This window comes from Comamonas sp. F1-6 (assembly GCF_039581415.1).
GTDB classification, from domain to species: Bacteria; Pseudomonadota; Gammaproteobacteria; order Burkholderiales; family Burkholderiaceae_C; genus Comamonas; species Comamonas thiooxydans.
In genome coordinates, this window is sequence record NZ_JBCPWN010000026.1 from 17,569 (window position 1) to 43,514 (window position 25,946).

A 25,946-nucleotide genomic window follows, 5' to 3' on the forward strand; every position below is an offset into this window, starting at 1 on the left:
TATCGGCTGAAGCTACTGCGGCGTCCTTTATCATGCGCCCGACAGGCATGGGTTTACGCTATGCCGTCGGGCGCATTGTTGTATCTAGGGCAGCGCCACCGCTTTTGGAGCCTTCATGGACGCTGGTACCTGGTTCACGCAGCTCAATGCCTGGCAAGTCATGGCATTGGGCCTGGTTTTTTTCGGGGGTATTTATCTGCTGGGCGGCCTGCTCATGGCAGCACTGACAGCGGCCCTCGCACGCGCGGGCATAGGCAGGCCGCTCGATACGCGCCCGCTCAAGCCCGATCAGCTAAAGCGTGAATGGCGCCAGTCCTTTCATTCCATACTGATCTTCGGCACAGGCATGATCGTTCCATGGGGCTTTCTGCAACTAGGCTGGGCCCAGCTCTCCCCCACAGCCAGTGCCGGGCGCATCGCTGTGGAGATCTTTGCGCTGCTGATCTGGAACGATGTGCACTTCTGGATCAACCACCGCCTGCTGCACACGCGCCGCCTGGTGCGCTATCACGGCGACCATCACCGCTCCGTGGTGACAACCCCCTGGTCCACCTACAGCTTCCACCCCATCGAGGCGCTGATGCTGGGCAACATCATCTTGCTGCCCATGCTGGTGCATGACTTTTATTTCTGGTCGCTGGCCTCGGTGCCGGTGTTGAGCCTGATCCTGAATCTGATCGGCCATTCCAACTACGATTTTTTTCCCTCAGTCCCCGACACCCATCCACTGGCCGCCAGCCGCCGTCACCATCTGCACCACGCGCGCCCGGCAGGCAACTATGGCTTTGCGCTGGCCTTCATGGACCAGCTCATGCGCACGCGGGTCGCAGACAACACCCCCAAAAGCTCCAGTCACTGAATGAGCAGGCACCCAGGCCAGCGCCGATATCCAGTCCTGCGCCACTGGCGGGACTGGCAATCCGTCTTCTACATGCTCCTGCTGCCGCTGCTCGTGTGGTGGCAATGGAGGCATGGCTTCAGCTTCATTCTCTACGGCATCGAGCTGTTTCTGACATTGGGAATAGGCGTTATTCACCACAACCACACCCATGTGCGCATGTGGTGGGGACGCTGGACCAACCGCTTCACCGATTACTGGCTGACCCTGCTTCAAGGCCACCCCACCTTTGTGTTCTGGCCCGCCCATGTGGCCAATCACCATCGATTTCGCCATGGACCGTGCGATCTGGCACGCACCTACCGGCCAGAATGGGGCGGCGATACCAATCATCTGTGGGGCTATCTGATTCACCCGGTGCAGGCGGCTTTTGTGCTGTATCCGCTGTTCTTTCGCTGGCTGAACAATCTGCACCGTCACTGGCCTGGCGCCTTTCGCTACTGCATGGGGCAATACGCGCTGTGGCTGGGAAGCTGGGGCTTCTTTCTCTGGCTGGACTGGCAAAAGGCGTTGATCTTCATCATCGTTCCCCAGTTGCACGGCCTGCACTGGCTGCTGGCTACCAACTACCTGCAGCATGCCCACGCCGATGGAAGGCCGCTGAGCAGAGCACAGCGCAATACTCCAGGTATCGAGCTGAACTACGCGCGCAACTTTGAAGGCCTGGTCAACCCCCTGCTTTTTAATATTGGCCTGCACACCGCGCACCATGAATGCCCGCATGCCCACTGGTCCGAACTGAGCGGACTGCATGAGCGCATTTACCGTCAACGGGTCACACCTGCATTGAACGAAGGTGGCCTGCTGCCTTATATGGGACGCGTGTTTGTATTGGGTCTGGTCTGGCCCGCGGCAAGAACCCAGCCGCAGATGCCGCCCGACGCTGTGAAGTAAAAACCTGTTGAGGATCTATGCCTGTTGCCTATTCCAACGTCTATCTGCAATCTGCCGGCATGTTTCTGCCTGGTGCCCCGGTGGACAATGCTGGCATGGATGCGTTTGTCGCACCGCTGAACCGCATCTCCGAGCGCATCAAGCGCCGCATCCTGGCCGAGAACGGCATCCAGACCCGTCATTACGCCATTGATGGTGAAGGCCAGACGGTATTCAGCAACGCCCAGATGGCAGCCGGAGCCATCGAGGAGACTCTGGCCCTGGCTGGCAAAAAGCTCGGCGATATCGGCTTTCTGTCCAGCGGCTCCTCAGGGGGGGACGCGCTGATGCCCGGCTTTGCCAGCATGATTCAGGGCGAAATGGCCGCCCCGCCCATGGAAACGCTTTCTGTGCATGGGGTCTGCGCCGCCAGTGTGGGCGCCATGCAGGCCGCAGCCATGGCCGTGGAAAGCGGCGCCCATGCGCTGGCCCTGTCGGTGGCCAGCGAAATGCCCTCGCGCCTTTTCAAGCGTTCGCGCTTTGCAGCCCAGGGCTATGACACCGATTTCGACGCCCACTTTCTGCGCTGGATGCTGTCCGACGGCGCGGGCGCCGTGCTGCTGGGCGGCCCCAAGGCCCTGCCCCAGGCCAACGGACTGCGCCTCAAGCTCAAGTGGACACACCAGCGCAGCTTTGCTGGCGACTACCCCGTGTGCATGCAGCTGGGCATGACTGCCGATCGCGGCAAAAGCCATCTGGATTTCCCTGCCTGGAGCGACGCCGAAGCCGCTGGCGCCCTGGCACTGCGCCAGGACATTCGCCTGCTACCGCATCTGTTCGATGTCTGCATTCACGAATATGCAGCCCTGGCCCACCAGGGCTGGGTGCCCGAACGCGGCATCGACCACTTTCTCTGCCACTACTCGTCGGAGCGCTTCATTCCCGTGGTCGACGAGCTGCTGGGCAAGGCCCAGCTCAGCATTCCACGCGAGCGCTGGTGGAGCAATCTGGCCTGGCGCGGCAACACGGGTGCAGCCTCCATCGTCATCATGCTGTCGGAGTTTCTGCAAAAGCAGGGCCAGAGCCTGAAAGCCGGCGACACCGTGCTCTGCTTCATCCCTGAGTCGGGCCGCTTCACCGCAGGCTATATGCTATGGGAAGTAGAGCTTGACACGCAGACACACAAAGCGATTGAGGCCAATTTCCCTCAGGAATCCGTGCACACTACGGCGCAAGCGGATGACGCGCTTCCCGATGTTTCGACCATCGCCGCGCCCCATGACCCGGCCGCTGCGCCATCGCAGCTGGCTCCGCTGCTGACAGAGCTGGCCAGCATCTGGCAGGATTACCGCAGCAATGTCTGGCGCACGCCCCTGCTCCAGCGCATGCGCACGCGCCAGTTGCAGATCACCGACTATCTGCGCTGGATGAGCCACTGGATTCCCCAGGTGCGCGAAGGCAGTCTGTGGATGCGCGAAGGCGCGGCCTCGCTGACCGGTGACTACGCCACGCTGGCTTCACTGATCGACCTGCATGCAGGCGAGGAGCAGAACGACTTCAAGATTCTGCACAGCGACTATCTGAAGGCTGGCGGCACCGAGACCGACATCAACCGCCTGCGCCGCAACCCCGGCGGCGAAGCGCTCAATGCCTATCTGCACAGCCTGGCTGCCACGCCCAGCCCGATCGGCCTGCTGGGCGCCATCTACATCATCGAAGGCACGGGCCAGCGCATCGTTCCCAGCCTGCTGCCCCTGCTGCGCCAGAGCCTGCCGCTGCCGCCCGATGCCTTCCGCTTTCTCGAATACCACGGTGCCAACGACGAGAACCACCTGGAGCGCTGGCTGCTGGCCGTGCAGATGGCGCTGGAGCTGGACAGCGAAGGCACGGCCCAGCAGGCCATACTGCAGACCGCACGCAACACCGCAGCCATGTACCTGATGCAGTTCCAACATGTGCTGACCGAGCGATAACTAGAAACAGCAAGAAGCACCGGGAGGATTCATGAAGAACGAGTTCAACGACCATGTCTGGGACGAGCGCGACCCCAGCCCCTGGCTGGCGCTCTACCTCGACCAGAGCACGCCTCTGCCCGATGACGTCAAGGCCGCCTGGCTGCGCGACTGCAGCAGCAGCTCGCGCCAGTTCTTTCTGCCGGCCATGCGGCCGCTGGCGCGGCTGTCCATGATCATCATTCAGGCGCTGAAGATCTTTCTGCCCAAGCGCTGGTCGCACTCCATGCTGCTGCACCGCCTGCTGGCCTTCGGCATGAAGAAGTTTCTCTCGCCAGAGGCCAACTGGCTCATCATGCGCCACTTTCATCTGGGCTCCCAGGTACTGGCCTTCGTCGCCGCCAATGCCCCGACCAAGGTCAGCACCGCGCCATTGATGCCCATGGAAATCGACGATGTAAAGGACGAGCTGTTTCTCAAGCACGACCTCAACCTCTTCAACTTCGTGATTCGCCTGAACAAGGCACTGCGCGAGAACGGGCAGGAACTGGTACCCGTGGCCGAACCCGATTTCTCCATGATCCGCGAGCCCGATCTCAGGCTCGAAGACATGCCGCGCGGACGCTTCAACGTCATCGACCTGCAAAGCGCCATCGAGCTGTACACGCCCATCTACCAGTTGCTGCTGACCGACAACGACTTCTGGCGCGCCAGCAACTCGCTGCAGCTCGACGAAACCGTTGCCATCTACTGCGCCAAGATCCTGGCCTCGCCCGAGCATCTGGTGCTGCTCAACAACAAGCACCCCATGGTGCCGCTGTCCACCCTGTATGCCGCCTACCGTCTGGTGCTGCACGGCCTCTCCACCGAGATGCTGCACTCGCTGCTGACACGCATGGCCAACGGCGAGCACCCTGTCCCCGCGCGCGAGCTGGCCAAGATGCACCGGGCCGCCGAGACGGTGATGGATCAGACCGCCGCACAAAGCTGAACCATGAACCCACAAAGCAACCGCATCACAGGCGTTCGCATCGACGAGCAGACCATCTGGCTTGCACTGGCCGACGGACGTGAACTGGCCGAGCCCATCAAGCGGCATATCCGCCTGGAAAGCGCCGCGCCCGAGCAACGCCTAGCATGGGCGCTGACCGATGAGGATCACGGTCTGAACTGGCCGGCACTGTGGCAGCCCTCTGCTGCAGGCATGGTCAGCGTCTGGGACCTGGATCAGGACAGTCTCTACAACCAGGCCATGGGCGCGCTGCTCGCCGCCCAATGGGACGTCACCCGGATATCCCCGGTCCAGCATGAGCTGGTGGCTCTATGGCGCATGGAAGCCGATATCAACAACGGCGGCTTTCTGCAGTTTCTGGGCAACTGGGGGCTGGCCAACCATCAGCTCACCCTGCAGGCTCTGCAGGCCATAGGCGCGCCCATCACGCGCCAGTGTCTGCAGGACATGTTTGCGGTGCTCAAGCGCTTCGAAGAGGGCCCAGAAAATGTGGACTACTCCGATCTGCCAGCACTGCTGACGGATGCCGAGCATGAGCAGTTGCAGGAGCTCGAAGAAGCCTTCTGGGACTACCCGGAGCCTTTGAACAAGCTGGTGGTCATGCACTACGGACCCGTCCAATGAAGTCTGAGAACAAATCCGGCAAGACCTATTCGCTGGCATTTCGCAAGGCTCTGGTGGACGAAGCGCTGAACCGCACACCCGGCGGCGGGTTTCCGGAGCTGGAAAAGCGCCACCGTCTCAAGCCCGGAACCCTGTTCGACTGGGTCGAGGAGCTGGGTCCGACACCGCCGCCCGCGCCTTTTTCCGCATTGCATTTCTGGATCGGCAATACGCCGCTGGGCGAGGCGGAGTTTGGCCGCTACTTCGACCATGCAGACAGCTACTGGGAGCTGGAAGTCGAAGATATCGAAAGCAGCAGCGAAGATGTCACGGGCTGCGGCTTCTGCCGGGATCTGGGCAGGAAGTTTCTGTTCGACGAAGACCTGCTGCTGATGATCTGGCTTCCCGAGCCTGGTCCTGTCTCTGCCTTGGTGAGCCACAGCACTCTGGACTCCGACACATCGCTCGCGCTCATCGTGCAGGCCTGCGAGGCCCAGGGCATTCACACGGCCAACGCCATGTTTGTCTATGCCGACCCCACCGAGCAGATCACCGATCCGGACAAACTCTACAACGGACTGAGCTACATCGGTCTTTTTGACGACTGACGCAGCTCAGGCGCTTTTTTCATCTTCTTCATGCAAGACTTGATTGCCCAGATTTCGCAGCAATGGCTGCAGCTGCCGGATTGCCAGGCCGAACACAAGGACGCTGCCAGAACACGCATCAGCAGCAGCGCAGTAGCCGGCTCCATGGATGTCGAATTCTTTGTGCACCACGGCGGTAACGGCGCTTTCTCGGCCACCAGGTATGAGGAGACCATGCAGTTGGACGCGGAGCATCGGCTTCATGCCTGGATCACGCTGCGCGATGCGGCCAGTGAAGTCATACACCATGAAGTCAGCTGCAACCCCGGGCGCTTTGCACAGCTGCTGCATGAGTGGCGTGCAGTGCCTGATGCAGCGCCGGCACAGGTCACCATCCAGGCCATGGCCCGAAGTCCATATACCGACGAGACTGAAGCCTGTGTACCTGCGATGGATCAGGACCTGAACCTCGGCATGCTGGACACGCTTGCCGATGCCGGGCCGGCGCTCGAACAGCTGCAGGCCGATATGGCGGCCATCGACCCCGTGCGCCTGCTTCAATCCTGGCCGCGCGATGATCGCGGACGACCTGCAGCGCGCACCACCGCCATACTCGCGGCTTATGGCTCTGCCACTCGCAAACGCCAGCCCTGCCTGATGGTTCGATCGGTCATGCAGTCAAAGATGCCGGGCTGGCAATTGCTTCTGTCGTCCGAGTTTCTCTACAACTGCCGCCATCAATGGAGTGATGCCCGCTGGCTGTGGTCGCCATCAGAGGCCCCCAAGGACTCGGCTCTGGAGCGCAAGGCACGCAATCTGATGGCACAGGGCAAGGTCAGCGAGGCCTGCGCCCTGTATGGCATCGAGCTGCACGAACGCGTGCGAAGACTTGCCGCCGGTCAGTCATTCCAGCGCTTCTCGCCCGCGCCAGAGCCCTGGGCGCAAGAGCTGCGAGCCGCTCTTCTGCAACTGGCTCCGTGGCGTCTCACGGCAGGCCTGCAACGCATACAGGAGCACCTGATTCAGGCCAACCGCAAGCCGCCCAAGCCCGGCAGCTGGGAGCGCAAGCTGTTCTGGTTCTCGGGCCAGCGCCAACAGGCGCGTTGGGGCCCCGGAGTGCGCTTCGACGAAGATGGCAAGCCGGTGCTGGACCTGATCGTCACCGCATCCAACGAGCATTTTCCCGAGCCTGACTGGAAGCAGCAGCCACGCTAATCCCGTCAAACCACTGCCAGCCAGTCCCGCACCTGCTCGGCAGGCATGGCGCGCGAATGCAGCCAACCCTGGAAAAACTCGCAGCCGATGTCGCGCAGCAGCTGCAGCTGATCGAGTTCTTCGACGCCTTCGGCCACCACCTCCAGATCCAGTGCATGGGCCATATGCACAATGCCGCCCATCAACCTGTCACGACAAGGCGAGGGAAACAGAAACTCCCGCCCCAGCTTGACGCGCTGCAGCGGCAGATATTGCAGATAGGCCAATGACGAATGGCCGGTGCCGAAATCATCCAGCGCAATCGTCACTCCCAGCCGCGCCAGAGCCTGCAGCACTTCGCTCCCCTGAGCGGGATTGATCATGGCCTGGGATTCGGTTACCTCCAGCTCCAGCCATTGCGGCGGTACCTGATAGCGCTGCAGACAGCTGCTGACCTGCTCGACCAGATTCACCTGCCGCAGTTGATAGGCAGAAAGATTGACCGCTACCCGCAACGGCGTACCCGCCTTGAGCCACAAAGCGATCTGCTTGCAGGCTGCGTCGAGCACATAGTTGCCCAGAGCCACAATCTGGCCCGAGGCCTCGGCCACCGGAATAAAGCGCGCCGGACTGACATTGCCCAGCAAGGGATCATGCCAGCGCAGCAAGGCCTCCACAGCCACCACTGCGGCACTCTCGACCTTGACCTGAGGCTGGTAATGCAGTTGCAAGCCACCATAGCTGAGCGCCATGCGCAAGCGCTCGGCCAGTTGCACGCGTTCGGCCATTTCCTTGCCCATGGCGGGTTCGAAAAACACCGCATGGCCGCGCCCCTGGCCCTTGGCGCTGTACATGGCCATATCGGCAAAGCGCATCAGGTCGTCGCCGGTCTGCGCATCGTCGGGATAAAGGGCAATGCCCACGCTGGCACCAAAATCCAGCGCCAGCCCGTCATGCTTGAAGGGGATGGAGAGCGCCGCCAGTATCTGCTCGCTCCAGAAGCGGGCCCGGGCCGCATTCTCACCCACCAGCAGCACCATGAATTCGTCGCCACCCAGGCGTGCCAGCACGCCCTCGCTGCGCAGCTGGGACTTCAGCCGCCTGGCGACCTCCCGCAGCAGCTGATCGCCTGCGGCATGGCCGTAGCCGTCATTGATGGCCTTGAAGTTGTCGAGATCAAGTTGCAGCAGGGCCAGTGCTTCGCCGTCGGCCTGCGCCAGCTTGAGTTGCTCCTGCAGCTCCTGGCCGAATTGCCAGCGATTGTTGAGGCCGGTCAAGGTGTCCTTGGTAGCCTGGAACTTCAGGCGTTGCTGCATCTGATGCAGCTCCGTCACATCGCGCACAAAGGCTATGGCCAGACCTTTGTCGTCATCGCCAAAATAGCCAAGAGCAATGTCCACCGGCACGGCATTGCCCTGCTTGCGCTGCAGCCACAGCACGCCGCCCAGCCCCATGGGCCGGCGCGATGGCTGGGCGAAGTAGCTGCGCAGGTAATGGCCATGCCCGGCCTGAAACTCGGGCGGCAGCAGCATGTCCAGCGCCTGCCCTTCGAGCTCGCCGCGCCCGTAGCCTGAAATGGCCTGCATGGCGGCATTGGCCGTCACGATGTTACCGTTGCGGTCCACCAGCAAAATGCCGTCCGGAGCGGCATCCAGCGCCTGCTGCTCACGCCGGCTCAGCATGACGGAAAGACTCACCCCCTCCTGCCAGGCCGACATGGCCAGCCGCAGCCGGCGCTGGCAATCCGCCAGCGCTGGTTCAGACACCGGTTTGAGCATTGAAGAAAAAGGGCACTCGGCCATACACGGACTCCAGATATCCACTCTGGCGTCCCTGCGTGCAGCCACTTCCCATGCTGCATCAACGGCCTACATGCCCAACTCTAGACGAGTCGGATCGAGCCTTGCCAAGTGTTTGAAGTCGCTCACTATGCGCGCGACATCGCATGCTCTCCTTGCGCTATATCAAACACCAACATGTAACAATAAATTTCAAAACCCGAGGCCAATGCCGCCGATGGCGACCGCTTCAGCCCAGCAGTGCCTTCACGTCCTGAGTCAGCAACTGCGGCCCCGCGCCGTAGCGCTCGTACACGCGCAAGCGGCCCTGGGGATCGAAAAGATAGGTACCGGCCGAATGATCGAGGGTGTAAGTTCCGTCAACCTTGCCTGGCACCTTCTTGAAGAAAATCTTGAAATCCTTGGCCACGGCAGCAATCTCCTCTACCGTACCGCTGAGCCCCACAAAGCTCTCATCGAAGTTGGCCAGATAGGCCTTGAGCACCTCAGGCGTATCACGCTCGGGGTCCAGCGACACAAACACGGCCTGCAGCTTGTCGCCATCGGCTCCCAGCGCCTGCTTGACTTCAAGCAACTCCTGCAGCGTGGTGGGGCAGACATCGGGGCACTGGGTGTAGCCGAAGAACACGGCAACCACCTTGCCCGAGAAGTCCTTGAGACTGCGTTTTTTTCCGTGGACATCGGTGAGCGGAATGTCCTTGGCGTAGTCTGCACCCGTCACATCCACGCCCTGAAACTTGGGCTTGCTATCGTCCTTGCAGCCAGTCAATGTCAATGTGGCCGCACCGGCCAGTGTTGCGGCGCCTAAAGCGCCGAGTACGCGCAGCGCACCTCGTTTATCCATGATCGGTCAGGCCAGGTAATGATCCACCAGCAGCGCGGCAAACAGCAGGCTCAGATGGATCAGGGAAAAGCGGAAGGTCTTGCGTGCCAGCGCATCCGAGTAGTTGCGCAGCAGTGCCCAACCATAACCGCAAAAGCCCAACCCCAGAATCACTGCGGCAAAAAGGTAGAGATAGCCGCTCATGCCCACCACAAAAGGCAGCAGACAGCCGGCGAACAGCACCAGGGTATAGAGAAACACCTGCAGCCGCGTGAAGGCATTGCCATGCGTGACCGGCAGCATGGGCAGACCGGCGCGGCGGTAATCCTCCACTCGGTACAGCGCCAGCGCCCAGAAATGCGGCGGCGTCCAGAGAAAGATGATGAGAAAAAGCAGCAGGGCTTCATGCCCTACCTGTCCCGTCATCGCCGCCCAGCCCAGAACGGGCGGCATGGCACCCGATGCCCCGCCGATGACAATGTTCTGCGGCGTCAGAGGTTTGAGCACCAGGGTATAGATCACTGCGTAAGCAATGAAGGTGGCCAGTGTCAGCCACAGCGTGAGAGCATTCACGGCCAGCAGCAAGATGGCGGAACCTGCGGCGCACAGCAAGGCCGAAAACAGCAAGGCCTGGGAATGCGAGAGCTCGCCGCGTGCCGTGGGCCGCCAGGCCGTGCGCTTCATGCGCGCATCGATGCTGCGCTCGACCAGGCAGTTGAAGGCCGCTGCCGCCGCAGCCACCAGCCAGATGCCTGTGCAGGCCGCCAGCATGCGCCCCCAGTCCTGCCAGCCGGGAACGCCCGGCACTGCCAGCACCATGCCGATGAAGGCGCAAAAGACGATGAGCTGCACCACCTTGGGCTTGGTCAGCGCGTGGTACTGCGCCCAGCGCGAAGCAGCAGTTCCCGCCGCCGAAGCAGCGCCTTTCAACTCCGAGATTTCTACCTGCATGCGGCCCTCCTCGCTGACCATGATTCAGATCGCAGATAGCGCTTGCGAGAGCCGGCTACCGCGGGTTTCAACAGCTATTTCTGCGCCGTTTCGGCCGTGGCTCGCCCGGCCTCATCCCATGAGGCAGAGGCGCGCAGCAGCCGCTCCAGATCGCGCTTGGCCTTGCCGGCCGTGGCTTTGCCCATGTTTGCAGGAAAGCGCATCATCCAGTGACCCTGCGGATCGACCACATACAGATGCTCGTCCAGCGCATGTCCCGCCTCGGGCTTGAGCCAGTTGCCGATGACTGCAGCGGGCACACGCAGCGTTGTGGCTTGCTCGGCAGCAGGCAGGATTTTTTCAGGCACGGGCTGCTGGTCGCTGATGAACCAGACCCAGTCCAGCCGGTCTTTTTCACGGCCCAGGGTTTCACGCAGCTGACGCTGCAGATAGAGATGGTCCTGACAGCGCTGCCCGCAGGCTCCGGCACTGGTGCTGAGCAGCAGCCACTGGCCCTTGAGGCTGCTCAGATTCACGCTGCGGCCGTCCAGCGTCTGCCCCTGCACTTCGGGCAGGCCGGGCTGCTCGGCAATCAGCTCGCCATAGCTGCGCTGCTGCGAGGGACGCAACACGTAATAGGTGAAGTAGGAGGCCAGCACCGGCGCCGCACAGACCAGCAGCACGGCCAGCATCTTCCAGCGACCGCTTCGCGCCTGCATCTGCCTTGCCTGGCTCTGTGCGGGATCGGGCAGGCCGTGGACCGCAAAGCTCAGCGGTTCATCCCTCGGGCTGCGCTGCGCGGCGGCCGGGGTAAAAGCGTCGGACGAGTTGAAACCAGACATAGAGCAACACCACCAAGACACTGAGTCCGAACCACTGAAAGGCATAGCCGTAGTGCTTTTGCACACCGGCATTGATCTGCGGCCAGTCGCGCAGCAAACCTTCGCTGGCGCTGCCGCTTTGCACCACGCTCAGAGCCAGCAGCGGCAAGCCACCTTGCTGCGCCCACAGGGCAATGTCTGCATTCTGTCGGATGCGCGACTTTTGCTCATCAGGGTCTGCCCCTCCACGGGCCGCTTCCAGCTCCATCAGTCTGGACGGCGGTGCCTCCAGCCGGCCCTCTATGCTGACCAGGCCTGAAGGCGTCTGCACCTCGGGCAGGAGCGCGCGGTCCATGAAGTTGCGTGGTGCCCAGCCACGCTGCACGACGACGACCCTGTGCCCGTGAGGCGCACTCAGTCTGAAAGGCGTGAGCACATAGAAGCCGGCTCTGCCCTGCATCTGTCGGTTGTCGAGAAAGATGGTCTGCTCGGCCAGCCACTGGCCCTGCAGTTGCACGGGTCGATGCAGCAACGTCGCCTGTTGCGCTTGGCCGATGGATTCGGATGCCAGCGGCACTTCTGCTGCCAGCTGTGCGTTATGCCAGGGCGCCAGCGCCTGCTGGCGTGTGATGGCATCGAAAACAGCCTGCTTCTGCGCTGCCCGGCCCAGTTGCCAAAAGCCCAGCGATGCTGTGACGGCCACGCAGGCCAAGGCCGCCAGGGAGATCAGGAGAAACCGCCAGAGGTCTGGAAATCGGGAAATGCGCACCAGATAATCCGTTCATGAAATTCGTGATCATTCTCGCTTTTCTCGCCATCTTGGCGAGCCTTGGCAGTGCGCTGTTCTTCATGATGCGCAGGGGCGACGGCAGCGAAAGCTCGGAGGCCGACGATGCCGAACGCAGCCGCAAGATGTTTCGCGCCCTGGCCCTTCGCGTGGCTTTGTCGGTTGCGCTGTTTCTCTGCGTTCTGCTGGCGGCCAAGATGGGGTGGATACAGCCCACGGGCTGGCAGCCCGGGCAATAGCCGGTTTGCCTGAGCGCTTTTGTCGCTCTCAAAATAAAAGCACCTTGCGCTTTCCATTCATTGATTTCAGCACCATTTGATGCTGAAATCAATTCAGGACTTACGCAAGGCGCTTCTGTTTTTGATGGTCTTACATCCAGTACACGAGGATGTAGAGAAAGACCCAGACCACGTCCACAAAGTGCCAGTACCAGGCCGCACCTTCGAAGCCGAAGTGGTGCTTGTCGGTAAAGTCGCCCTTCATCAGGCGGATGGTGATGAAGAACAGCATCAGCATGCCTACCAGCACGTGGAAGCCGTGAAAGCCCGTCAGCATGTAGAAGGTCGAACCGAAAACACCGGAGTTGAGCTTGAGGTTGTAGTCGTTGTAGAGATGGTGGTACTCGTAGCCCTGCACGCAGAGGAAGACAAAGCCCAGAATCACCGTCATCCACATGAAGCTGATGCAGCGCGCGCGGTTGTTGATCTGCAGCGCATGGTGGGCGATGGTCAGCGTCACGCCCGAGCTCAGCAGCAGCGCCGTGTTGATGGTAGGCAGCCAGAACGGGCCCACGGTCTTGAAGGGCTCGACAATATTCGCGGGCGACGCCGTGGCACCGGGGGCCACACTGGGCCACACGGCCTGGAAGTTGGGCCACAGCAGCTCGTTGGCCAGACTGCCCAGTGCCGGCACCGAGTGCGCGCGTGCCCACCACAGCGCAGTGAAGAAGGCTCCGAAAAACATCACCTCAGAGAAGATGAACCAGCTCATGCTCCAGCGGTAGGACAGGTCGATCTTGCGGCTGTTGAGCCCGGCCTCGCTTTCGCGCGCTGCATCGCGGAACCAGACGAACAGCACGGCCAGCCACCAGACCAGACCGACGAACAGGGAATACATTCCCCATTCGTGACCATTGATCCAGGTGCCTGCGCCCAGAATCACAAAGAACAGACCGATGGCCGCCATCACGGGATGGCTGGATTCGGCTGGCACATAGTAGTAAGGGGTTGCGCCCTGCGGGGTTGCACTCATCACTCGGCTCCTGACTCTGTTGATCGTTGTTTTGACCGACGCTCCACTATCACTTGCACTGCATTCGCCACACCTGTTTCAGCCAAGGCTAAACGACCAGGTTGACGATCCATATCAACGCTAATACCAAGGCAAAAATCGCCACCAGCCCCACGGCAATCACATGCAGCGGCGTGATGCTGGCGAAATCCTTTTCGTACTCCTTGCCCTTGCGCACGCCCAGCATGGCCCAGGCGACGGCAACAATGCTGCGCCAGAATCCGGTCTTCTTGACGTCCTGAGTCATGAACTGCCTCCGGGCGTGACGACCGCAGCCGTGCTGGCATCGGGCGCTGCCGGGGTCTTGCCGCCGACCTCGAAGAATGTGTAGGACAGCGTGATGGTCTTCACATCCTTGGAGATGCGCGGATCGATGACGAAGGCCACCGGCCATTCACGCTTCTCGCCGGGCTCCAGCGTGTACTGCGAAAAGCAGAAGCACTCCAGCTTGTTGAAGAAGGCCGTGGCCTGGCGCGGTGCATAGCTGGGGATGGCCTGGGCGGCCATGCGCCGGTTCTGCACGTTCTGGAACTCATACATCACCGTGGCCAGCTCGCCGGGGTGAACCTGCACCGAACGCATGGCCGGCTTGAAGTCCCAGGGACCGCGAGCATTGGCATCGAACTCCACGGTGATGGTGCGGCTGGTGTCGATCTGGCTGTTGGGCGGAAGCTTCACGTCGCGGCCCGCCACGCCGGCGCCGGGCACCTGCTTTTCGGACAGCGACAGGATGTTGATGCCCGTCAGCTCGCAGATATGCTTGTAGATGGGTATCAGCACATAGCCAAACGCAAACATGCCCAGGGCAACGATCGCCAGCTTGCCCACCATCTTCGCGTTTTCCTTGGCTATGCTCACCTCAAGCTCCTCCACTCGTTGCCATCGGGCTGCCTCAATGCAGCCAGGCCATCTTCACCACAAAGCCGATAAAGAACACGGCAGCCGTGGAGGCCAGGATCAGCCCCAGCCTCAGGTTGTTCTTGCGTTGCTCCTGTGTCGTCATACGCGCCTCCTCAGGCTATCACCCTGGTCGCGGTTTCATCGAGCTTGGGTGGCGTCTCGAAGGTGTGGAACGGAGCCGGAGAAGGCACTTCCCATTCCAGGCCCTCGGCCGCTTCCCAGGGTTTTTGCGGTGCCTTCTCGCCATGACCGCGCATGGCGGGCCAGACGACGAACAGGAAGAAGTACACCTGCATCAGACCGAAGCCAAAGCCGCCGATGGAGGCAATCATGTTGAAGTCTGCGAACTGCATGGGGTAGTCGGCATAGCGACGCGGCATGCCGGCCAGACCCAGGAAGTGCATGGGGAAGAAGGTGATGTTGAAGAAGATCAGCGAGCCCCAGAAGTGGATGCGGCCGCGCGTCTCGGAATACATCACGCCCGTCCACTTGGGCGACCAGTAGTAATAGCCGGCAAACATGGAGAACAGCGAACCTGCCACCAGCACATAGTGGAAGTGGGCCACCACGTAATAGGTGTCCTGCAGCTGGATGTCGATGGGCGCCATGGACAGGATCAGTCCCGTGAAGCCCCCCATGGTGAACACGAAGATGAAGCCTACGGCGAACAGCATCGGGGTTTCAAAGCTCATGGAGCCGCGCCACATGGTGGCCGTCCAGTTGAACACCTTCACGGCCGTGGGCACGGAGATCAGCATGGTCGCGTACATGAAGAACAGCTGACCCGTGACCGGCATGCCGGTGGTGAACATGTGGTGCGCCCAGACGATGAAGGACAGGATGGCAATCGCCGCCACGGCATAGACCATGGAGGTGTAGCCAAACAGCTTCTTGCGGCTGAAGGCGGGCACGATCTGGCTGACGATGCCGAAGGCCGGCAAGATCATGATGTAGACCTCGGGGTGGCCGAAGAACCAGAAGATGTGCTGGTACATCACCGGATCGCCGCCGCCCGCAGGATTGAAGAAGCTGGTGCCGAAGTGGCGATCGGTCAGCGTCATGGTGATGGCACCAGCCAGCACCGGCATCACGGCGATCAGCAGGTATGCGGTAATCAGCCAGGTCCAGGCAAACAGCGGCATCTTCATCAGCGTCATGCCGGGCGCGCGCATGTTCAGGATGGTGACGATGATGTTGATCGCGCCCATGATGGAGCTGGCACCCATGATGTGCATGGCAAAGATGCTGGTGTCCATGGAAGGGCCCATCTGCAGCGTCAGCGGCGCATACAGCGTCCAGCCGGCCGCAGGCGCACCGCCGGGCATGAAGAACGAGCCCACCAGCATGATGCCGGCAGGAATCAGCAGCCAGAAGCTGAAGTTGTTCATGCGCGCAAACGCCATGTCGGACGCACCGATCTGCAGCGGCAGCATCCAGTTCGCGAAGCCCACGAAGGCCGGCATGATGGCGCCGAACACCATGATCAGACCGTGCATGGTGGTGAGCTGGTTGAACAGCTCGGGGTTGACGATCTGCAGGCCGGGCTCGAACAGCTCGGCACGGATCAGCATAGCCAGAATACCTCCCACCATCAGCATGGTGAAGGAGAACAGCAGGTACATCGTGCCGATGTCCTTGTGATTGGTGGCAAACAGCCAGCGGCGCCAGCCAGAGGGCATGGCGTGGTGATGGTCGTCGTGCCCATGGTCGTGACCATGGCCCTCATGGGTGTGGACGGGAGGAACTACGGCGCTCATATTCTTTTCTCCAATCGGTCTCTATACCCGGGGCTTACTTCGCGGCCGTGATGTCAACACGGCGTGCCTGCTGGTCCGATCCTGCCGCAGCCGTGATGGTCTCGGGCTTGCGCAGCTCGATGCGGTCTCCCGCAATGCCGCTGTCCTCCAGCAGCTTGGCCACGGCCTTGGCTCGCTCCTTGGCCAGCTCCGCGTTCTTGTCGGCGTTGCCGGTGGAGTCCACAAAGCCCGACAGAGCAATCTTGCCGTCCTTGTGGGCACTCCAGTACTCGGCCGCCTTCTTCACCGCAGCCTGGGCCTTGTCGTCCAGAACGCTCTTGCCGGTCTCGAAAAAGACTTGATAAGGGCCGGCGTCGCTGGCGGCAGCGGCTGCACCTTGCGCAGGGGCTGCAGAGTCAGCTGCAGGAGCTGCGGGTGCAGCACTGCCTCCGCCTTCAGGGAATTTGCCGCCACGCGCTGCCACGAACTGGGCGGGCTGCACCAGCTGACCGGTCTGGTTGCTCCAGTGGTTCTTGGCAAAGGTCACCACTGCGGCCAGTTCGGTGTCGCTTAGCTGCTTCCAGGCCGGCATGGCACCGTTGGCGCGGCCTTCGAGCACGGCGTGCATCATGTCGGCCGTGGGGCCCAGGACCACGGGACTGCCATCCAGCGGCTTGATGGGACCGGCTCCCTTGCCATTGGCCTGGTGGCAGGCAGCGCAGTTGGCGGCATAGACTTTTTCGCCACGTGCCACCAGATCGGCCAGCACCCAGACCTTGTTCGGGTCATCGGCCTTGGCGGCCAGCTTCTTCTTCTCTCCGGCCACCCAGGCGCTGTAGGCTTCGGCAGACAGCACCTTCACATGGATGGGCATGTAGGCATGCTCCTTGCCGCACAGCTCGGCACACTGGCCGTAGTAATCGCCGGTCTTCTCGGCCTTGAACCAGGTATCGCGCACAAAGCCGGGAATCGCGTCCTGCTTGATGCCAAAGGCCGGCACCATGAAGGAGTGGATCACATCGTTGGCCGTGGTGATGATGCGCACCTTCTTGCCCACGGGCACGACCAGCGGGTTGTCGACCCTGAGCAGGTAGTCGTTGGGCGCATTGCTCACATCGCCGCTGTTGGACATCTGGCGCTGGGCGTTATCCAGCGTGGAAACAAAGCCCAGGCCTTCGCCCTCGCCGCTCAGATAGTCATAACCCCATTTCCACTGATAGCCGGTGGCCTTGATGGTGAGGTCGGCATTGGTCGTGTCCTTCTGTGCCACCAGCACCTTGGTGGCGGGCAGCGCCATCAGAATCACGATGATGAAGGGAGCCACCGTCCAGGCCACTTCCACCTTGACCGATTCATGGAAGTTCGCGGCCTTGGCCCCCTGGGATTTGCGGTGCTTCCAGATGGAGTAGAACATCACCCCGAACACCGCGATAAAGATCACCGTGCAGATGATGAGCATCATCCAGTGCAGCCAGTGCTGCTCCACGGCAATGCGTGTCACAGGCGGATGCAGATTGAGCTGGTTGACGGCAGGGCCTCCCGGCAGATCCTGCGCCGCATAGGCCATGGAACTACCCCACGCCGCCAAGGCCAAACTCCAGGGAACCAGCTTGGTGGAAATGTTTTTCATCGTTTTCACTTACCTCTAAGCCTCAGTTGTCCACTCGCTCACACCGCTTCGTGCCGCTGCCGGCCAGAAGGCTGTGACACTCACACTACCTCGCGAACTTCAACGCAGCATGCCCCAGAATTTGATAGCACTGTCTGCGCGCATTCACTAATGCATGTACCGGAAACCCATGCCAATCGACCTTGCGTAGGCAGGCCTGACCGGACTTGAAACTCGTACTGGCAAGCGCATCTCACGGCAAGTGCCGGACATGGCTGAAACTGGCCTGGCAGCCAAGACAGAAGGGAAGAAGATGGAACGCCCCTGCACCGCGACAACCGCCGGGCACAGGGATGCGTCAGCGCAGCAAAAGGCTGGCTTGTGGTGATGATGAAATGCGAAAACCGGCCGCTGTCGAACCCGCTGGCCAGTCCCCTTGGCAAAGCGAAACACCCGATATCTCCCCTGGCGGCTTGGGCCGCACTGTCTGGTTTCCTTCAGGCAGGAGAGAAGCCCGAAGGATTGCTGCTATCCATGAAATAACTTGGGGAAATTGTAGGCAGCTTTGTGTCGAATCAATGACCGGAAAACGACAGATGTGCTATCGCAAACCCGTGTTGCGGGGCTGCTTGAGCATGGCCTTCATGTCTTCCAGCGACACGGCGCTGTTGGCTTCCAGACGCAGCTTGGGCTGCGGTTTGTAGGCATGGCCATAGACGATCTCGAAGGTCAGCGAGAGCTGTCCATCGGGCTGCTTGTCGCCCCAGCACTCCGCCATTTTCTGCAGCAGCTCGGCCTTCCAGCCACGGCCGCGCAGACCGGCAAAACGCCCTGGGTGCAGATTTCGGCCCAGTTCGCGCAGTTCCTGCAACAGACGCTGCGGCGTGGCAAAGGTCAGGGTGATGCGCTCCATGTCCATCACCGGCTCGGCAAAGCCGGAATGCACCAGCATGTCACCCCAGTCATGCATATCGGTAAACGTATGACCTGCCGGCCCCCAGCCCAGTTCGGCGTAGAGCCGATGCAGCTGCTGCACGGTATCCGGCCCGAGGCAGGAGAACATGACATAGCCATCGACCTTGAGTGCCTTGTGCCAGCGCTCGATCAGAGTCTGCGGATCGGCTGCCGTATGCAGCAGCATATTGGCCCAGAGCATGTCCATGCTGGCATCTGCGGGCGCTCCCATCTGCACGGCAGCCCCCTTCCAGCGCGAGAGCTGCCACCAGCGGCTGCCGAGCTTGTCCTGGGCCACGGCCTCGCGGCGGGCTACGGGTTCATAGATCGTGCATTCGGCCTGCGGATAGCGCTCGCGCAGCAGATGGTGAGCCTGCATGCCGCCGCGAACTGGCTCCCAGTGGCACCATTGCTCAGGCGGCTTCACTATCCAGTCCAGTCGCTGCTGCATGCGACTGGCCACCTCTTCGTGCAACCACGGGGATTCGGCCGGAGCGGCCATTTGCCAATGGTTTGCAGCTGCAGAATCAATTGTTGGAGGCAGGACGTGGGACATGGGCAGACAAAAGCAGGCAGAGAGTCGAGCGAGCCGCTCACCAACTGCCGGAGTGAAGATCAATGCGGCGCGAGTATATTGATTCCATGCCCGACCTTCATGCGACATGGCTTTCACACCTGCGCCGCCAGCAGCAGCGATGGCTGGATGCCTTGCCCAGCCAGTGCGCAGTCTGTGGACGCTGGCCGGGGCCGCGTATCTGCCGCGACTGCCATGCACGCTGGGCCCAGCACAAGCACCGCTGCCACAGCTGTGCCCTGCCGCTGCCGGCTCTGGTCAGCCTCTGCGGCAACTGCCTCAAGCAACCACCCCGACTCAAGCGCTGCACCGCCGCGCTGGACTATGCCTACCCCTGGCAAAACCTCATCACACGCTACAAATTTCAGGCCGATCTGGGGTTGGCGCGCAGCCTGGGCAGGCTGATGGCCAGTCACCCTGAAGTCAGGGAGCAGTTGCGGGCCTGCGATGCCTTGCTGCCCATGCCGGCCTCCGCACAGCGCGTGCGCGAGCGCGGCTTTGACCACAGCCTGTTGCTGGCTCGCTCCCTCTCGGAGCAATACGACAGGCCTTTGCCCTTGCTGAGCGAGACTGTGCAGCGCCAACATCTGGAGTTGCCCCAACATGCCTCCAGCCGGGAACAAAGACTGCGCCAGCTGCGCGGCATTTTCAGCCTCACCCCGGCTCGACAGGCTCTGGTGAAAGGACGGGAGATTTTGCTGCTCGACGACGTGATGACCACCGGCGCCACGCTGGATGCACTGGCAGGCTGCCTGCTATCGGCCGGCGCGGCATCGGTCAGCGCCGTCGTGCTGGCACGCACGCCTTGACCCATATCCGCCAGTCTGGAACTGCGGAGGCGGCAGCGTGGGTAAAAGCCGGGCTGCACAATAGCGCCCCATGTTTCATATCGTTCTTGTGGCGCCCGAAATCCCTCCCAACACGGGCAATGTCATCCGTCTGGCCGCCAATACGGGTTGCAGCCTGCATCTGATCGAGCCGCTGGGCTTTTCCATGGAAGACCGGCATATGCGCCGCGCCGGACTGGACTATCACGAGTACGCCAATGTGGCCCGCCACACCAATTGGGACGACTTCCTCGAAACCTGTCAGCCGCAGCGCGAGCGCATGTTCGCCATGACCACGCATAGCAGCAGCCCGGCCCATGCCATGGAATTCAAAGCTGGCGACTGGCTGGTCTTTGGCTCTGAAAGCAAGGGCCTGCCACCCGAGGTGCGCGCCCAGTTCCCCAACGAGCGGCGACTGCGCCTGCCCATGCTGGCATCTCAGCGCAGCCTGAACCTATCCAATGCCGTGGCCGTGACAGTGTTCGAAGCCTGGCGCCAGCAGGGCTTCGCGGGAGCTGCCCTTGCAGAGCCCAAGACAGCTCTTTAAGTTCCCGCTTATTGTCTCTATTTTCGGAACAATAAGTTGCGCAACAAGGGGTTTTTCTCGCAATTAGATCGTCCTAAAGTACGAATCATGGACTTGCAGCCGACCGACGATATCCGCCAGGACTGCAGGCCCGACGTACCAAAGGACGAATCATGAAATACGCCAACCGCTTTGCCATCGTTGCCGCCCTGGCCATGTCCGCCGCCGCTGCACAGGCTGCAAGCTTTGACTTCACCGGCGATCACTACCCTCCCGAAGTTGCAAGTCAATCCACCCTGACCCGTGCCCAGGTCAATGCCCAGGTGCAGGACGCCATGGCCAAGGGCCAGCTGCAACTCGTTGGCGATGCCTATCTGCCCCTGTCCCAGCAACAGCAATCCAGCAACCTCAGCCGTGAGCAAGTGCGCCAGGAAACCATTGCCGCAGGCAAGGCCGGTTTGCTGGACAACTATGGCGAATGACGGACTCTGCGCAGCACCCTGCTTTGCGAGGTGCGGCTCAATAACAAAGCCCCAAGGCGCAAGCCAAGGGGCTTTTTTCATGGCTTGAAAATTACACCGCGAATCAGGCCGCCGCACCAAAGCTGCGCGCCAGCGACTCAGCCACGCACACAGGCTTGTCGCTGCCCTCGCGCTCCACCGTCACCAGCCAGGTCATCTGGACGCCGGCCGGCTCGATGCGCTCCGCCGCCTGCAATGTCATGCGGGCCCGCAAGCGGCTGTTGACAGGCACCGGGGCCATGAAGCGCACACGGTTGAGCCCGTAGTTCACTCCCATCTTGGCGCCTTCGATCTTGAAAGTGCCTTCGAAGAACTGAGGCAGCAGAGACAGCGTGAGAAAGCCATGGGCAATCGGCGCGCCAAACGGCCCCTGGGCCGCACGCTCGGGGTCGGTATGGATCCACTGCTGATCGCCCGTGGCATCGGCAAACATTTGAATCTGGGCCTGTGTGATGGTGATCCAGTCGCTGACGGCGACTTCCTGCCCAATCGAGGCCAGCACTTCGGAGTAGGAGCGAAAGGTTTTCATACCCCCAATGTAGAAGCCCCCTGCCCTGTGCCATGTCTGACGCGGGACAAGGGGCTTACCCTAGATTATTCGATCAAATATGCCGCTGGCTCAATCTACTCATACGCTTGCAGCTACGCTTTTTAAAGCGGATCAGGCTTCGCTGGAGCGCTGAACAAAAAACAGGCCTGTGCCTACGGCCATCAGCAGGCCGCCGAACACGCGGTTCTGGTTGCGCATGGCGCGTGCGCTGCGCATCAGGCCGCGCAAGGCGCTGGCGCCTGCGGCATAGCCGTGCATCACCGTGGTGTCCACCGCCAGCATGGTCACGGCCAAAATCGTCAGTTGCGGAGCCAGAGGACGGCTGGTGGTCATGAACTGGGGCAGCACGGCCACCATGAAGATGATGCCCTTGGGATTGGTGGCATTGGTCAGAAAGCCCATCAGTACGCGCTTTTTGAGACTGGCCTCGGGCACGGCCTCTTGCGCTGCCAGCGGCGAGCCGCCGGAGCGCCACTGGCTGATGCCCAGATAGATGAGATAGCCGGCGCCCACGATCTTGACGGCATTGAAGGCCAACTCGGACGCCATGAGCAGCGAGCCCACGCCGGCACCTGCTATCAACAAGATGAGCAGCAGCCCGAGCTGCAGACCCATGATGGTGGCGCTGGTCTTGCGCACACCGTAGGACAGGCCATGACTCATGGACAGCACAGCCCCCGACCCTGGCGAAACCGCGATGATCCAAGAGGCCACAAAAAAAGCAAACCAGGTGTGCAGATCCATACTCACTCCAAACGCCGATCTAAAGCGCCAGTCACAAAGCGCCTATCTTAAAAGTTGCGCTGTCAACTTGCAGACGCATGGTTGACCTGACGCTATAAGCACCAGGTAAACATTCGTGCCATTTTTCTTTCTGTCAAAAATCTGACGCTTGGCTGCGGGTGCCAAAATGGAATCCCTCTAGGGTTAACACCACATAACATTCCCATGGAACACGGCTCTCCCATCTGGCTGACTTACGGCTTCATCTATCTTACGGCGGCGGTTCTGGCCGTCCCCATCGCCAGAGCCCTGGGCCTGGGAGCCATCATCGGCTACCTGGGCGCAGGCATTGCCATGGGTCCCTGGGGTTTTGCCCTCGTGCGCAATGTGGACGACATCCTGCACTTTGCCGAGTTCGGCGTGGTGCTGATGCTGTTCGTGATCGGACTTGAGTTGCAGCCCAAGCGCCTCTGGGAGCTGCGGCGACCGATCTTCGGCTGGGGCATGGCGCAAATGGCGGTCTGCACCGGCATTCTGTTTCTGGCCGCATGGGCCTTTGGTCTGTCGTGGCGCGTCAGCCTGATTGCGGGCATGGGCCTGGCCCTGTCGTCCACCGCTGTCTGCCTGCAGATCATGGCCGAGCGCAATCTGATGCGTACTCCCAGCGGACAGGCCGCCTTCTCCATCCTGCTGTTCCAGGACGTGGCGGCCATCCCCATCCTGGCGCTGATTCCGATTCTGGGTGCTTACAAGGCTGCCCATGCCAGCCACGGCGACAGCCATGTCTGGCTGGCCATTCTCAAGACCGTGGGCACGATTGGCGCCGTCATCATCGGTGGCCGATTGCTGCTGCAACCGCTGCTGCGCTGGATTGCGCGCAGCAAGACTCCCGAGATCTTCACCGCCACTTCCTTGTTGTTGGTCGTGGGCATCGCCATGCTGATGACACAGGTGGGCCTGTCCATGGCGCTGGGCGCCTTCCTGGCCGGAGTGCTGCTGGCCGACAGCGAATACCGCAGCGAGCTGGAAACCAATATCGAGCCGTTCAAAGGGCTGCTGCTGGGCCTGTTCTTCATGGCCGTGGGCATGAGCATCGACTTTGGCGTCATCCTCCAGTCTCCCTGGGCCATGGCCGCCATGGTGACGGGCTTTATTGCACTGAAGGCAGTGATGATCTTCGGCTTGGCCAAATTCATGCAGATTCCCTGGCGCGAACGCCCGGTGTTCACGCTGATGCTGGCGCAAGGCGGCGAATTCGCCTTTGTGGTGTTCCAGACAGCCGCGCAGTACAAGGTGTTTCGCCACAGCGTCTCGTCCATGCTGGTCGCGGCCGTGGCTCTGTCGATGCTGCTGGGCCCGCTGCTGCTGGTGCTGCTGGACAAACTGCTGCTGCGCCGCTTTTCCACCATCAGGGATGAGGAGTGCGGCTCCGACAAGGCCGAAGAGATCTCCGAGCCTCAGGACTCGCCCATCATCATTGCCGGCTTCGGCCGCTACGGCCAGATCGTGGCTCGCGTGTTGCTGGCCCAGGGCATACGCCCCACCATCCTGGACCACAGCGTGGAAATGCTGGAGGCCGCGCAGATCTACGGCCACAGGGTGTTTTACGGCGATGCCACTCGCATGGACCTGCTGCGCATTGCGGGCGCAGCCAAGGCTCATGTACTGGTGATTGCCGTCGACACTCCCGAGCAGTCCCTCAAGATAGCCAGCCAGGTACGCAAGCATTTCCCCAATCTGGAGATCGTGGCCCGCACCCGGGATCTCAATCACTGGTTCCAACTGCGCGACCTGGGTGTGGAGCATGCCCAGCGTGAAGTGTTCGAGTCCAGCCTGATCTCGGCCCAGTCGGTGCTGGAACTGTTAGGTCAGAGTCCGGCCGAGGCCAAACGCATCACGGCACGCTTCAGGGAGCACAATCTGGCTCTGGCCGAGCGCATGTACCCGCATTACAAGGACAAGAACCAGCTGATTGCGGTGGCCAAGCAGGGCCGCCAGCAGCTGGTGGAGCAAATGGCCAAGGAACGTGCCGATCTCCTGGCTGGCAACGCTGAAGCACCGGATACCGCCCTGGCCAGCGAGCAAGACCACAGTCCGGCTGATGCCCGGCAGCCGTGATACGCTGCGCGCCATCATGTTCAACCCCAGTCAAGCCGACGTACGGCGATTTTTTTGCGGTGTGCGCGCCAAGATGATCAGCGGCGCGCCCATGGAGGCCATCGAGACGCTGGCCAGCCTGTGGATAGACGAGCACCCCGAGTATTTCGATGAGCTCTCCGACATGGATGCCGCCGTGGCGCGCAACTATGACTCAGAGCCCGAGCGCACCAACCCGTTTCTGCACCTGTCCATGCATCTGTCCATCAGCGAGCAGTGCAGCGTGGACTCGCCACGAGGCATCCGCCAGGCGGTTGAGTTGCTGGCCAAGAAACGTGATCTGCATGACGCCCATCACGCCGCCATGGAATGCCTGGGCCAGATGCTCTGGGAAAGCCAGCGCTCGGGACGCCCGCCTGATGGCGAAGCCTATGTCGCCGGAGTGCAGCGTCTGGCCACCACTGACGGCAGTTTTAAAAGTACCCCCTGATGCGCTGCACAGCCTCCGGCGGGGAGATGACACAATCGCTGCAGGAGGGCTCCAGCTCTGTATCCTCCACCCCCCGGGTACCGGGCCCCTGAGCTGCATCCCGTTGAGAAAAAGCAAAAGCCCGTCTTCACGGGCTTTTGCTTTTTCTGAAACAAGGTCTATTTCTGGCCCAGGCGGAAGTGCGGCTGCGCCACTACCTGCATCTCGCTGTCCAGGCTACCGATGTACTTGGCGAGCTGCTGCAGCTCGTCGTTCTTGAACTGCTTGGCAATGCCGGCCATCACGCCATTGCTGCGTCCGATGAGCGGATTGCCATCGGTTTTATATGACTGCAACGCGCGAAAAACATAGTCCGAATACTGCCCTGCCACCTTGGGATAGGACGGGTCAATCGGCTTTGAAAAGCCTTCACCGTGACAGGAGAAGCAGGCGCCTTTTTGCAGCAGCGCCGTGACAGCAGGGTTCGCCTCCTTGGCCTTGCCGTCCTTGGCCTTGCCATGACCTGCATAGAAGGCCGCCACATCGGCCATGTCCTGCTCGCTCAGTGAGTCGGCAATGCCACGCATGGTGGGGTGTTTTCGTTCGCCTTTTTTATAGGCATTCAGAGCCGAGACGATATAGGCCTCGTTCTGCCCGCCGATCATCGGCACCTTGTAAACCTCAGGGAAGCTGGCCTGATAACCGGTGATGCCATGACAGCCTATGCACATGGCGATCTTGCCTTCGCCAGCCTTTGCATCGCCCTTGACAGCCTGGGCGTTTGCCGCGCCGGTCACTGATGCGACAACTACTGCCAATACCGTGGTCCAAGTTTTTATCATTTTGCGCGCACAATCCTTCAAGAGTTCAGACGGGTGCTCAAATGCCTTG

At 61.3% G+C, this 25,946-nt stretch carries 28 protein-coding genes; 13 read left to right on the forward strand and 15 right to left on the reverse strand.

Translation table 11 applies throughout. The annotated features are described in order from the left end of the window. Positions 1–115: 115 nt before the first annotated feature. The 7 genes from AAIL66_RS20830 to AAIL66_RS20860 are packed head-to-tail and all read left to right on the forward strand — an operon-like array spanning position 116 to position 7,140. On the forward strand, positions 116–859 hold the full coding sequence (locus AAIL66_RS20830; RefSeq protein WP_034353802.1) for a sterol desaturase family protein: 744 nt from the start codon (positions 116–118) through the stop codon (positions 857–859). Then, positions 860–1,792 (forward strand): fatty acid desaturase, encoded by a 933-nt coding sequence (locus AAIL66_RS20835; RefSeq protein ID WP_343497647.1) that lies wholly within the window; start codon positions 860–862, stop codon positions 1,790–1,792. It begins immediately after the preceding gene. Positions 1,793–1,809: 17 nt separating this feature from the next. Beyond that, on the forward strand, positions 1,810–3,744 hold the full coding sequence (locus AAIL66_RS20840; protein ID WP_343497648.1) for an iron-containing redox enzyme family protein: 1,935 nt from the start codon (positions 1,810–1,812) through the stop codon (positions 3,742–3,744). Positions 3,745–3,775: 31 nt separating this feature from the next. Beyond that, positions 3,776–4,714: a hypothetical protein gene (locus AAIL66_RS20845; protein WP_034353812.1), complete on the forward strand. Its 939-nt coding sequence runs from the start codon at positions 3,776–3,778 to the stop codon at positions 4,712–4,714. 3 nt (positions 4,715–4,717) lie between these two features. Continuing rightward, entirely contained in the window at positions 4,718–5,359 is a 642-nt protein-coding gene (locus tag AAIL66_RS20850) for a DUF4375 domain-containing protein (RefSeq protein WP_343497649.1), read from the forward strand. Then, complete coding sequence (locus AAIL66_RS20855; RefSeq protein WP_063665274.1) at positions 5,356–5,946, forward strand: immunity 22 family protein; 591 nt, start codon at positions 5,356–5,358, stop codon at positions 5,944–5,946. Before AAIL66_RS20850 ends, AAIL66_RS20855 begins: the two co-directional genes overlap by 4 nt. A gap of 30 nt (positions 5,947–5,976) precedes the next feature. Continuing rightward, positions 5,977–7,140 carry a hypothetical protein gene (locus tag AAIL66_RS20860; protein WP_343497650.1) on the forward strand — a complete coding sequence of 388 codons (1,164 nt, stop codon included), beginning with the start codon at positions 5,977–5,979 and terminating at the stop codon, positions 7,138–7,140. Positions 7,141–7,145: 5 nt separating this feature from the next. On the opposite strand, the gene AAIL66_RS20865 is transcribed toward AAIL66_RS20860, so the two are convergent. From AAIL66_RS20865 to AAIL66_RS20885, 5 genes are all read right to left on the reverse strand, one after another. Continuing rightward, the gene (locus AAIL66_RS20865; protein WP_034378111.1) at positions 7,146–8,921 is read right to left on the reverse strand and encodes an EAL domain-containing protein; all 1,776 of its coding nucleotides are present in this window, start codon (positions 8,919–8,921) and stop codon (positions 7,146–7,148) included. A gap of 226 nt (positions 8,922–9,147) precedes the next feature. Then, positions 9,148–9,762: an SCO family protein gene (locus tag AAIL66_RS20870; protein ID WP_034353824.1), complete on the reverse strand. Its 615-nt coding sequence runs from the start codon at positions 9,760–9,762 to the stop codon at positions 9,148–9,150. A 6-nt stretch (positions 9,763–9,768) separates the two neighbouring features. Beyond that, a complete protein-coding gene (cyoE, locus tag AAIL66_RS20875) occupies positions 9,769–10,692 on the reverse strand; it encodes a heme o synthase (RefSeq protein WP_034396402.1) in 924 nt (307 codons plus the stop codon). Between the two features lie 74 nt (positions 10,693–10,766). Next, positions 10,767–11,513, reverse strand: a complete 747-nt coding sequence (locus AAIL66_RS20880) for a hypothetical protein (protein WP_343497651.1) — start codon at positions 11,511–11,513, stop codon at positions 10,767–10,769. Further along, positions 11,449–12,261, reverse strand: coding sequence for an SURF1 family protein (locus AAIL66_RS20885; RefSeq protein ID WP_253232903.1), 813 nt, complete (start codon positions 12,259–12,261; stop codon positions 11,449–11,451). Before AAIL66_RS20885 ends, AAIL66_RS20880 begins: the two co-directional genes overlap by 65 nt. Positions 12,262–12,275: 14 nt before the next feature. On the opposite strand from AAIL66_RS20885, the gene AAIL66_RS20890 reads away from it, so the two are divergent. Next, positions 12,276–12,518 carry a twin transmembrane helix small protein gene (locus AAIL66_RS20890; RefSeq protein ID WP_343497652.1) on the forward strand — a complete coding sequence of 81 codons (243 nt, stop codon included), beginning with the start codon at positions 12,276–12,278 and terminating at the stop codon, positions 12,516–12,518. 130 nt (positions 12,519–12,648) lie between these two features. Here the strand turns inward: AAIL66_RS20890 and AAIL66_RS20895 are convergent, their stop codons facing one another. From AAIL66_RS20895 to AAIL66_RS20925, 7 genes are all read right to left on the reverse strand, one after another. After that, positions 12,649–13,530, reverse strand: a complete 882-nt coding sequence (locus tag AAIL66_RS20895) for a cytochrome c oxidase subunit 3 (protein ID WP_034353834.1) — start codon at positions 13,528–13,530, stop codon at positions 12,649–12,651. A gap of 88 nt (positions 13,531–13,618) precedes the next feature. Further along, positions 13,619–13,816, reverse strand: coding sequence for a DUF2970 domain-containing protein (locus tag AAIL66_RS20900; RefSeq protein ID WP_003071276.1), 198 nt, complete (start codon positions 13,814–13,816; stop codon positions 13,619–13,621). Further along, on the reverse strand, positions 13,813–14,427 hold the full coding sequence (locus AAIL66_RS20905; protein ID WP_034353987.1) for a cytochrome c oxidase assembly protein: 615 nt from the start codon (positions 14,425–14,427) through the stop codon (positions 13,813–13,815). The genes AAIL66_RS20900 and AAIL66_RS20905 overlap by 4 nt, the downstream gene beginning before the upstream one ends. Positions 14,428–14,461: 34 nt before the next feature. Continuing rightward, complete coding sequence (locus AAIL66_RS20910) at positions 14,462–14,572, reverse strand: cytochrome oxidase small assembly protein (RefSeq protein WP_211267687.1); 111 nt, start codon at positions 14,570–14,572, stop codon at positions 14,462–14,464. Between the two features lie 10 nt (positions 14,573–14,582). Beyond that, on the reverse strand, positions 14,583–16,226 hold the full coding sequence (gene ctaD, locus AAIL66_RS20915) for a cytochrome c oxidase subunit I (protein ID WP_034404825.1): 1,644 nt from the start codon (positions 16,224–16,226) through the stop codon (positions 14,583–14,585). A gap of 34 nt (positions 16,227–16,260) precedes the next feature. Then, the gene (coxB, locus tag AAIL66_RS20920; protein WP_034396411.1) at positions 16,261–17,835 is read right to left on the reverse strand and encodes a cytochrome c oxidase subunit II; all 1,575 of its coding nucleotides are present in this window, start codon (positions 17,833–17,835) and stop codon (positions 16,261–16,263) included. 580 nt (positions 17,836–18,415) lie between these two features. After that, a complete protein-coding gene (locus AAIL66_RS20925) occupies positions 18,416–19,270 on the reverse strand; it encodes a methyltransferase domain-containing protein (RefSeq protein WP_343497653.1) in 855 nt (284 codons plus the stop codon). 116 nt (positions 19,271–19,386) lie between these two features. Between AAIL66_RS20925 and AAIL66_RS20930 the strand changes: the two genes are divergently transcribed. The 3 genes from AAIL66_RS20930 to AAIL66_RS20940 all read left to right on the forward strand — a co-directional run bounded on the left by AAIL66_RS20930 (position 19,387) and on the right by AAIL66_RS20940 (position 21,177). Next, positions 19,387–20,151, forward strand: coding sequence for a ComF family protein (locus tag AAIL66_RS20930; RefSeq protein WP_052053003.1), 765 nt, complete (start codon positions 19,387–19,389; stop codon positions 20,149–20,151). 70 nt (positions 20,152–20,221) lie between these two features. Beyond that, positions 20,222–20,716 carry a tRNA (uridine(34)/cytosine(34)/5-carboxymethylaminomethyluridine(34)-2'-O)-methyltransferase TrmL gene (trmL, locus tag AAIL66_RS20935; protein WP_343497654.1) on the forward strand — a complete coding sequence of 165 codons (495 nt, stop codon included), beginning with the start codon at positions 20,222–20,224 and terminating at the stop codon, positions 20,714–20,716. Between the two features lie 152 nt (positions 20,717–20,868). Further along, positions 20,869–21,177 (forward strand): DUF4148 domain-containing protein, encoded by a 309-nt coding sequence (locus AAIL66_RS20940; protein ID WP_034353851.1) that lies wholly within the window; start codon positions 20,869–20,871, stop codon positions 21,175–21,177. 103 nt (positions 21,178–21,280) lie between these two features. On the opposite strand, the gene AAIL66_RS20945 is transcribed toward AAIL66_RS20940, so the two are convergent. Then, complete coding sequence (locus AAIL66_RS20945) at positions 21,281–21,745, reverse strand: MaoC family dehydratase (RefSeq protein ID WP_034353854.1); 465 nt, start codon at positions 21,743–21,745, stop codon at positions 21,281–21,283. A gap of 132 nt (positions 21,746–21,877) precedes the next feature. Continuing rightward, positions 21,878–22,510: a LysE family transporter gene (locus AAIL66_RS20950; protein WP_343497655.1), complete on the reverse strand. Its 633-nt coding sequence runs from the start codon at positions 22,508–22,510 to the stop codon at positions 21,878–21,880. Positions 22,511–22,714: 204 nt separating this feature from the next. On the opposite strand from AAIL66_RS20950, the gene kefC reads away from it, so the two are divergent. Both kefC and AAIL66_RS20960 read left to right on the forward strand, forming a co-directional pair. Further along, a complete protein-coding gene (gene kefC / locus AAIL66_RS20955) occupies positions 22,715–24,607 on the forward strand; it encodes a glutathione-regulated potassium-efflux system protein KefC (protein WP_343497656.1) in 1,893 nt (630 codons plus the stop codon). A gap of 16 nt (positions 24,608–24,623) precedes the next feature. Beyond that, positions 24,624–25,076 carry a DUF1841 family protein gene (locus AAIL66_RS20960; protein WP_034353992.1) on the forward strand — a complete coding sequence of 151 codons (453 nt, stop codon included), beginning with the start codon at positions 24,624–24,626 and terminating at the stop codon, positions 25,074–25,076. 158 nt (positions 25,077–25,234) lie between these two features. Here the strand turns inward: AAIL66_RS20960 and AAIL66_RS20965 are convergent, their stop codons facing one another. Next, a complete protein-coding gene (locus AAIL66_RS20965; protein ID WP_034363567.1) occupies positions 25,235–25,897 on the reverse strand; it encodes a c-type cytochrome in 663 nt (220 codons plus the stop codon). Positions 25,898–25,946: the final 49 nt, after the last annotated feature.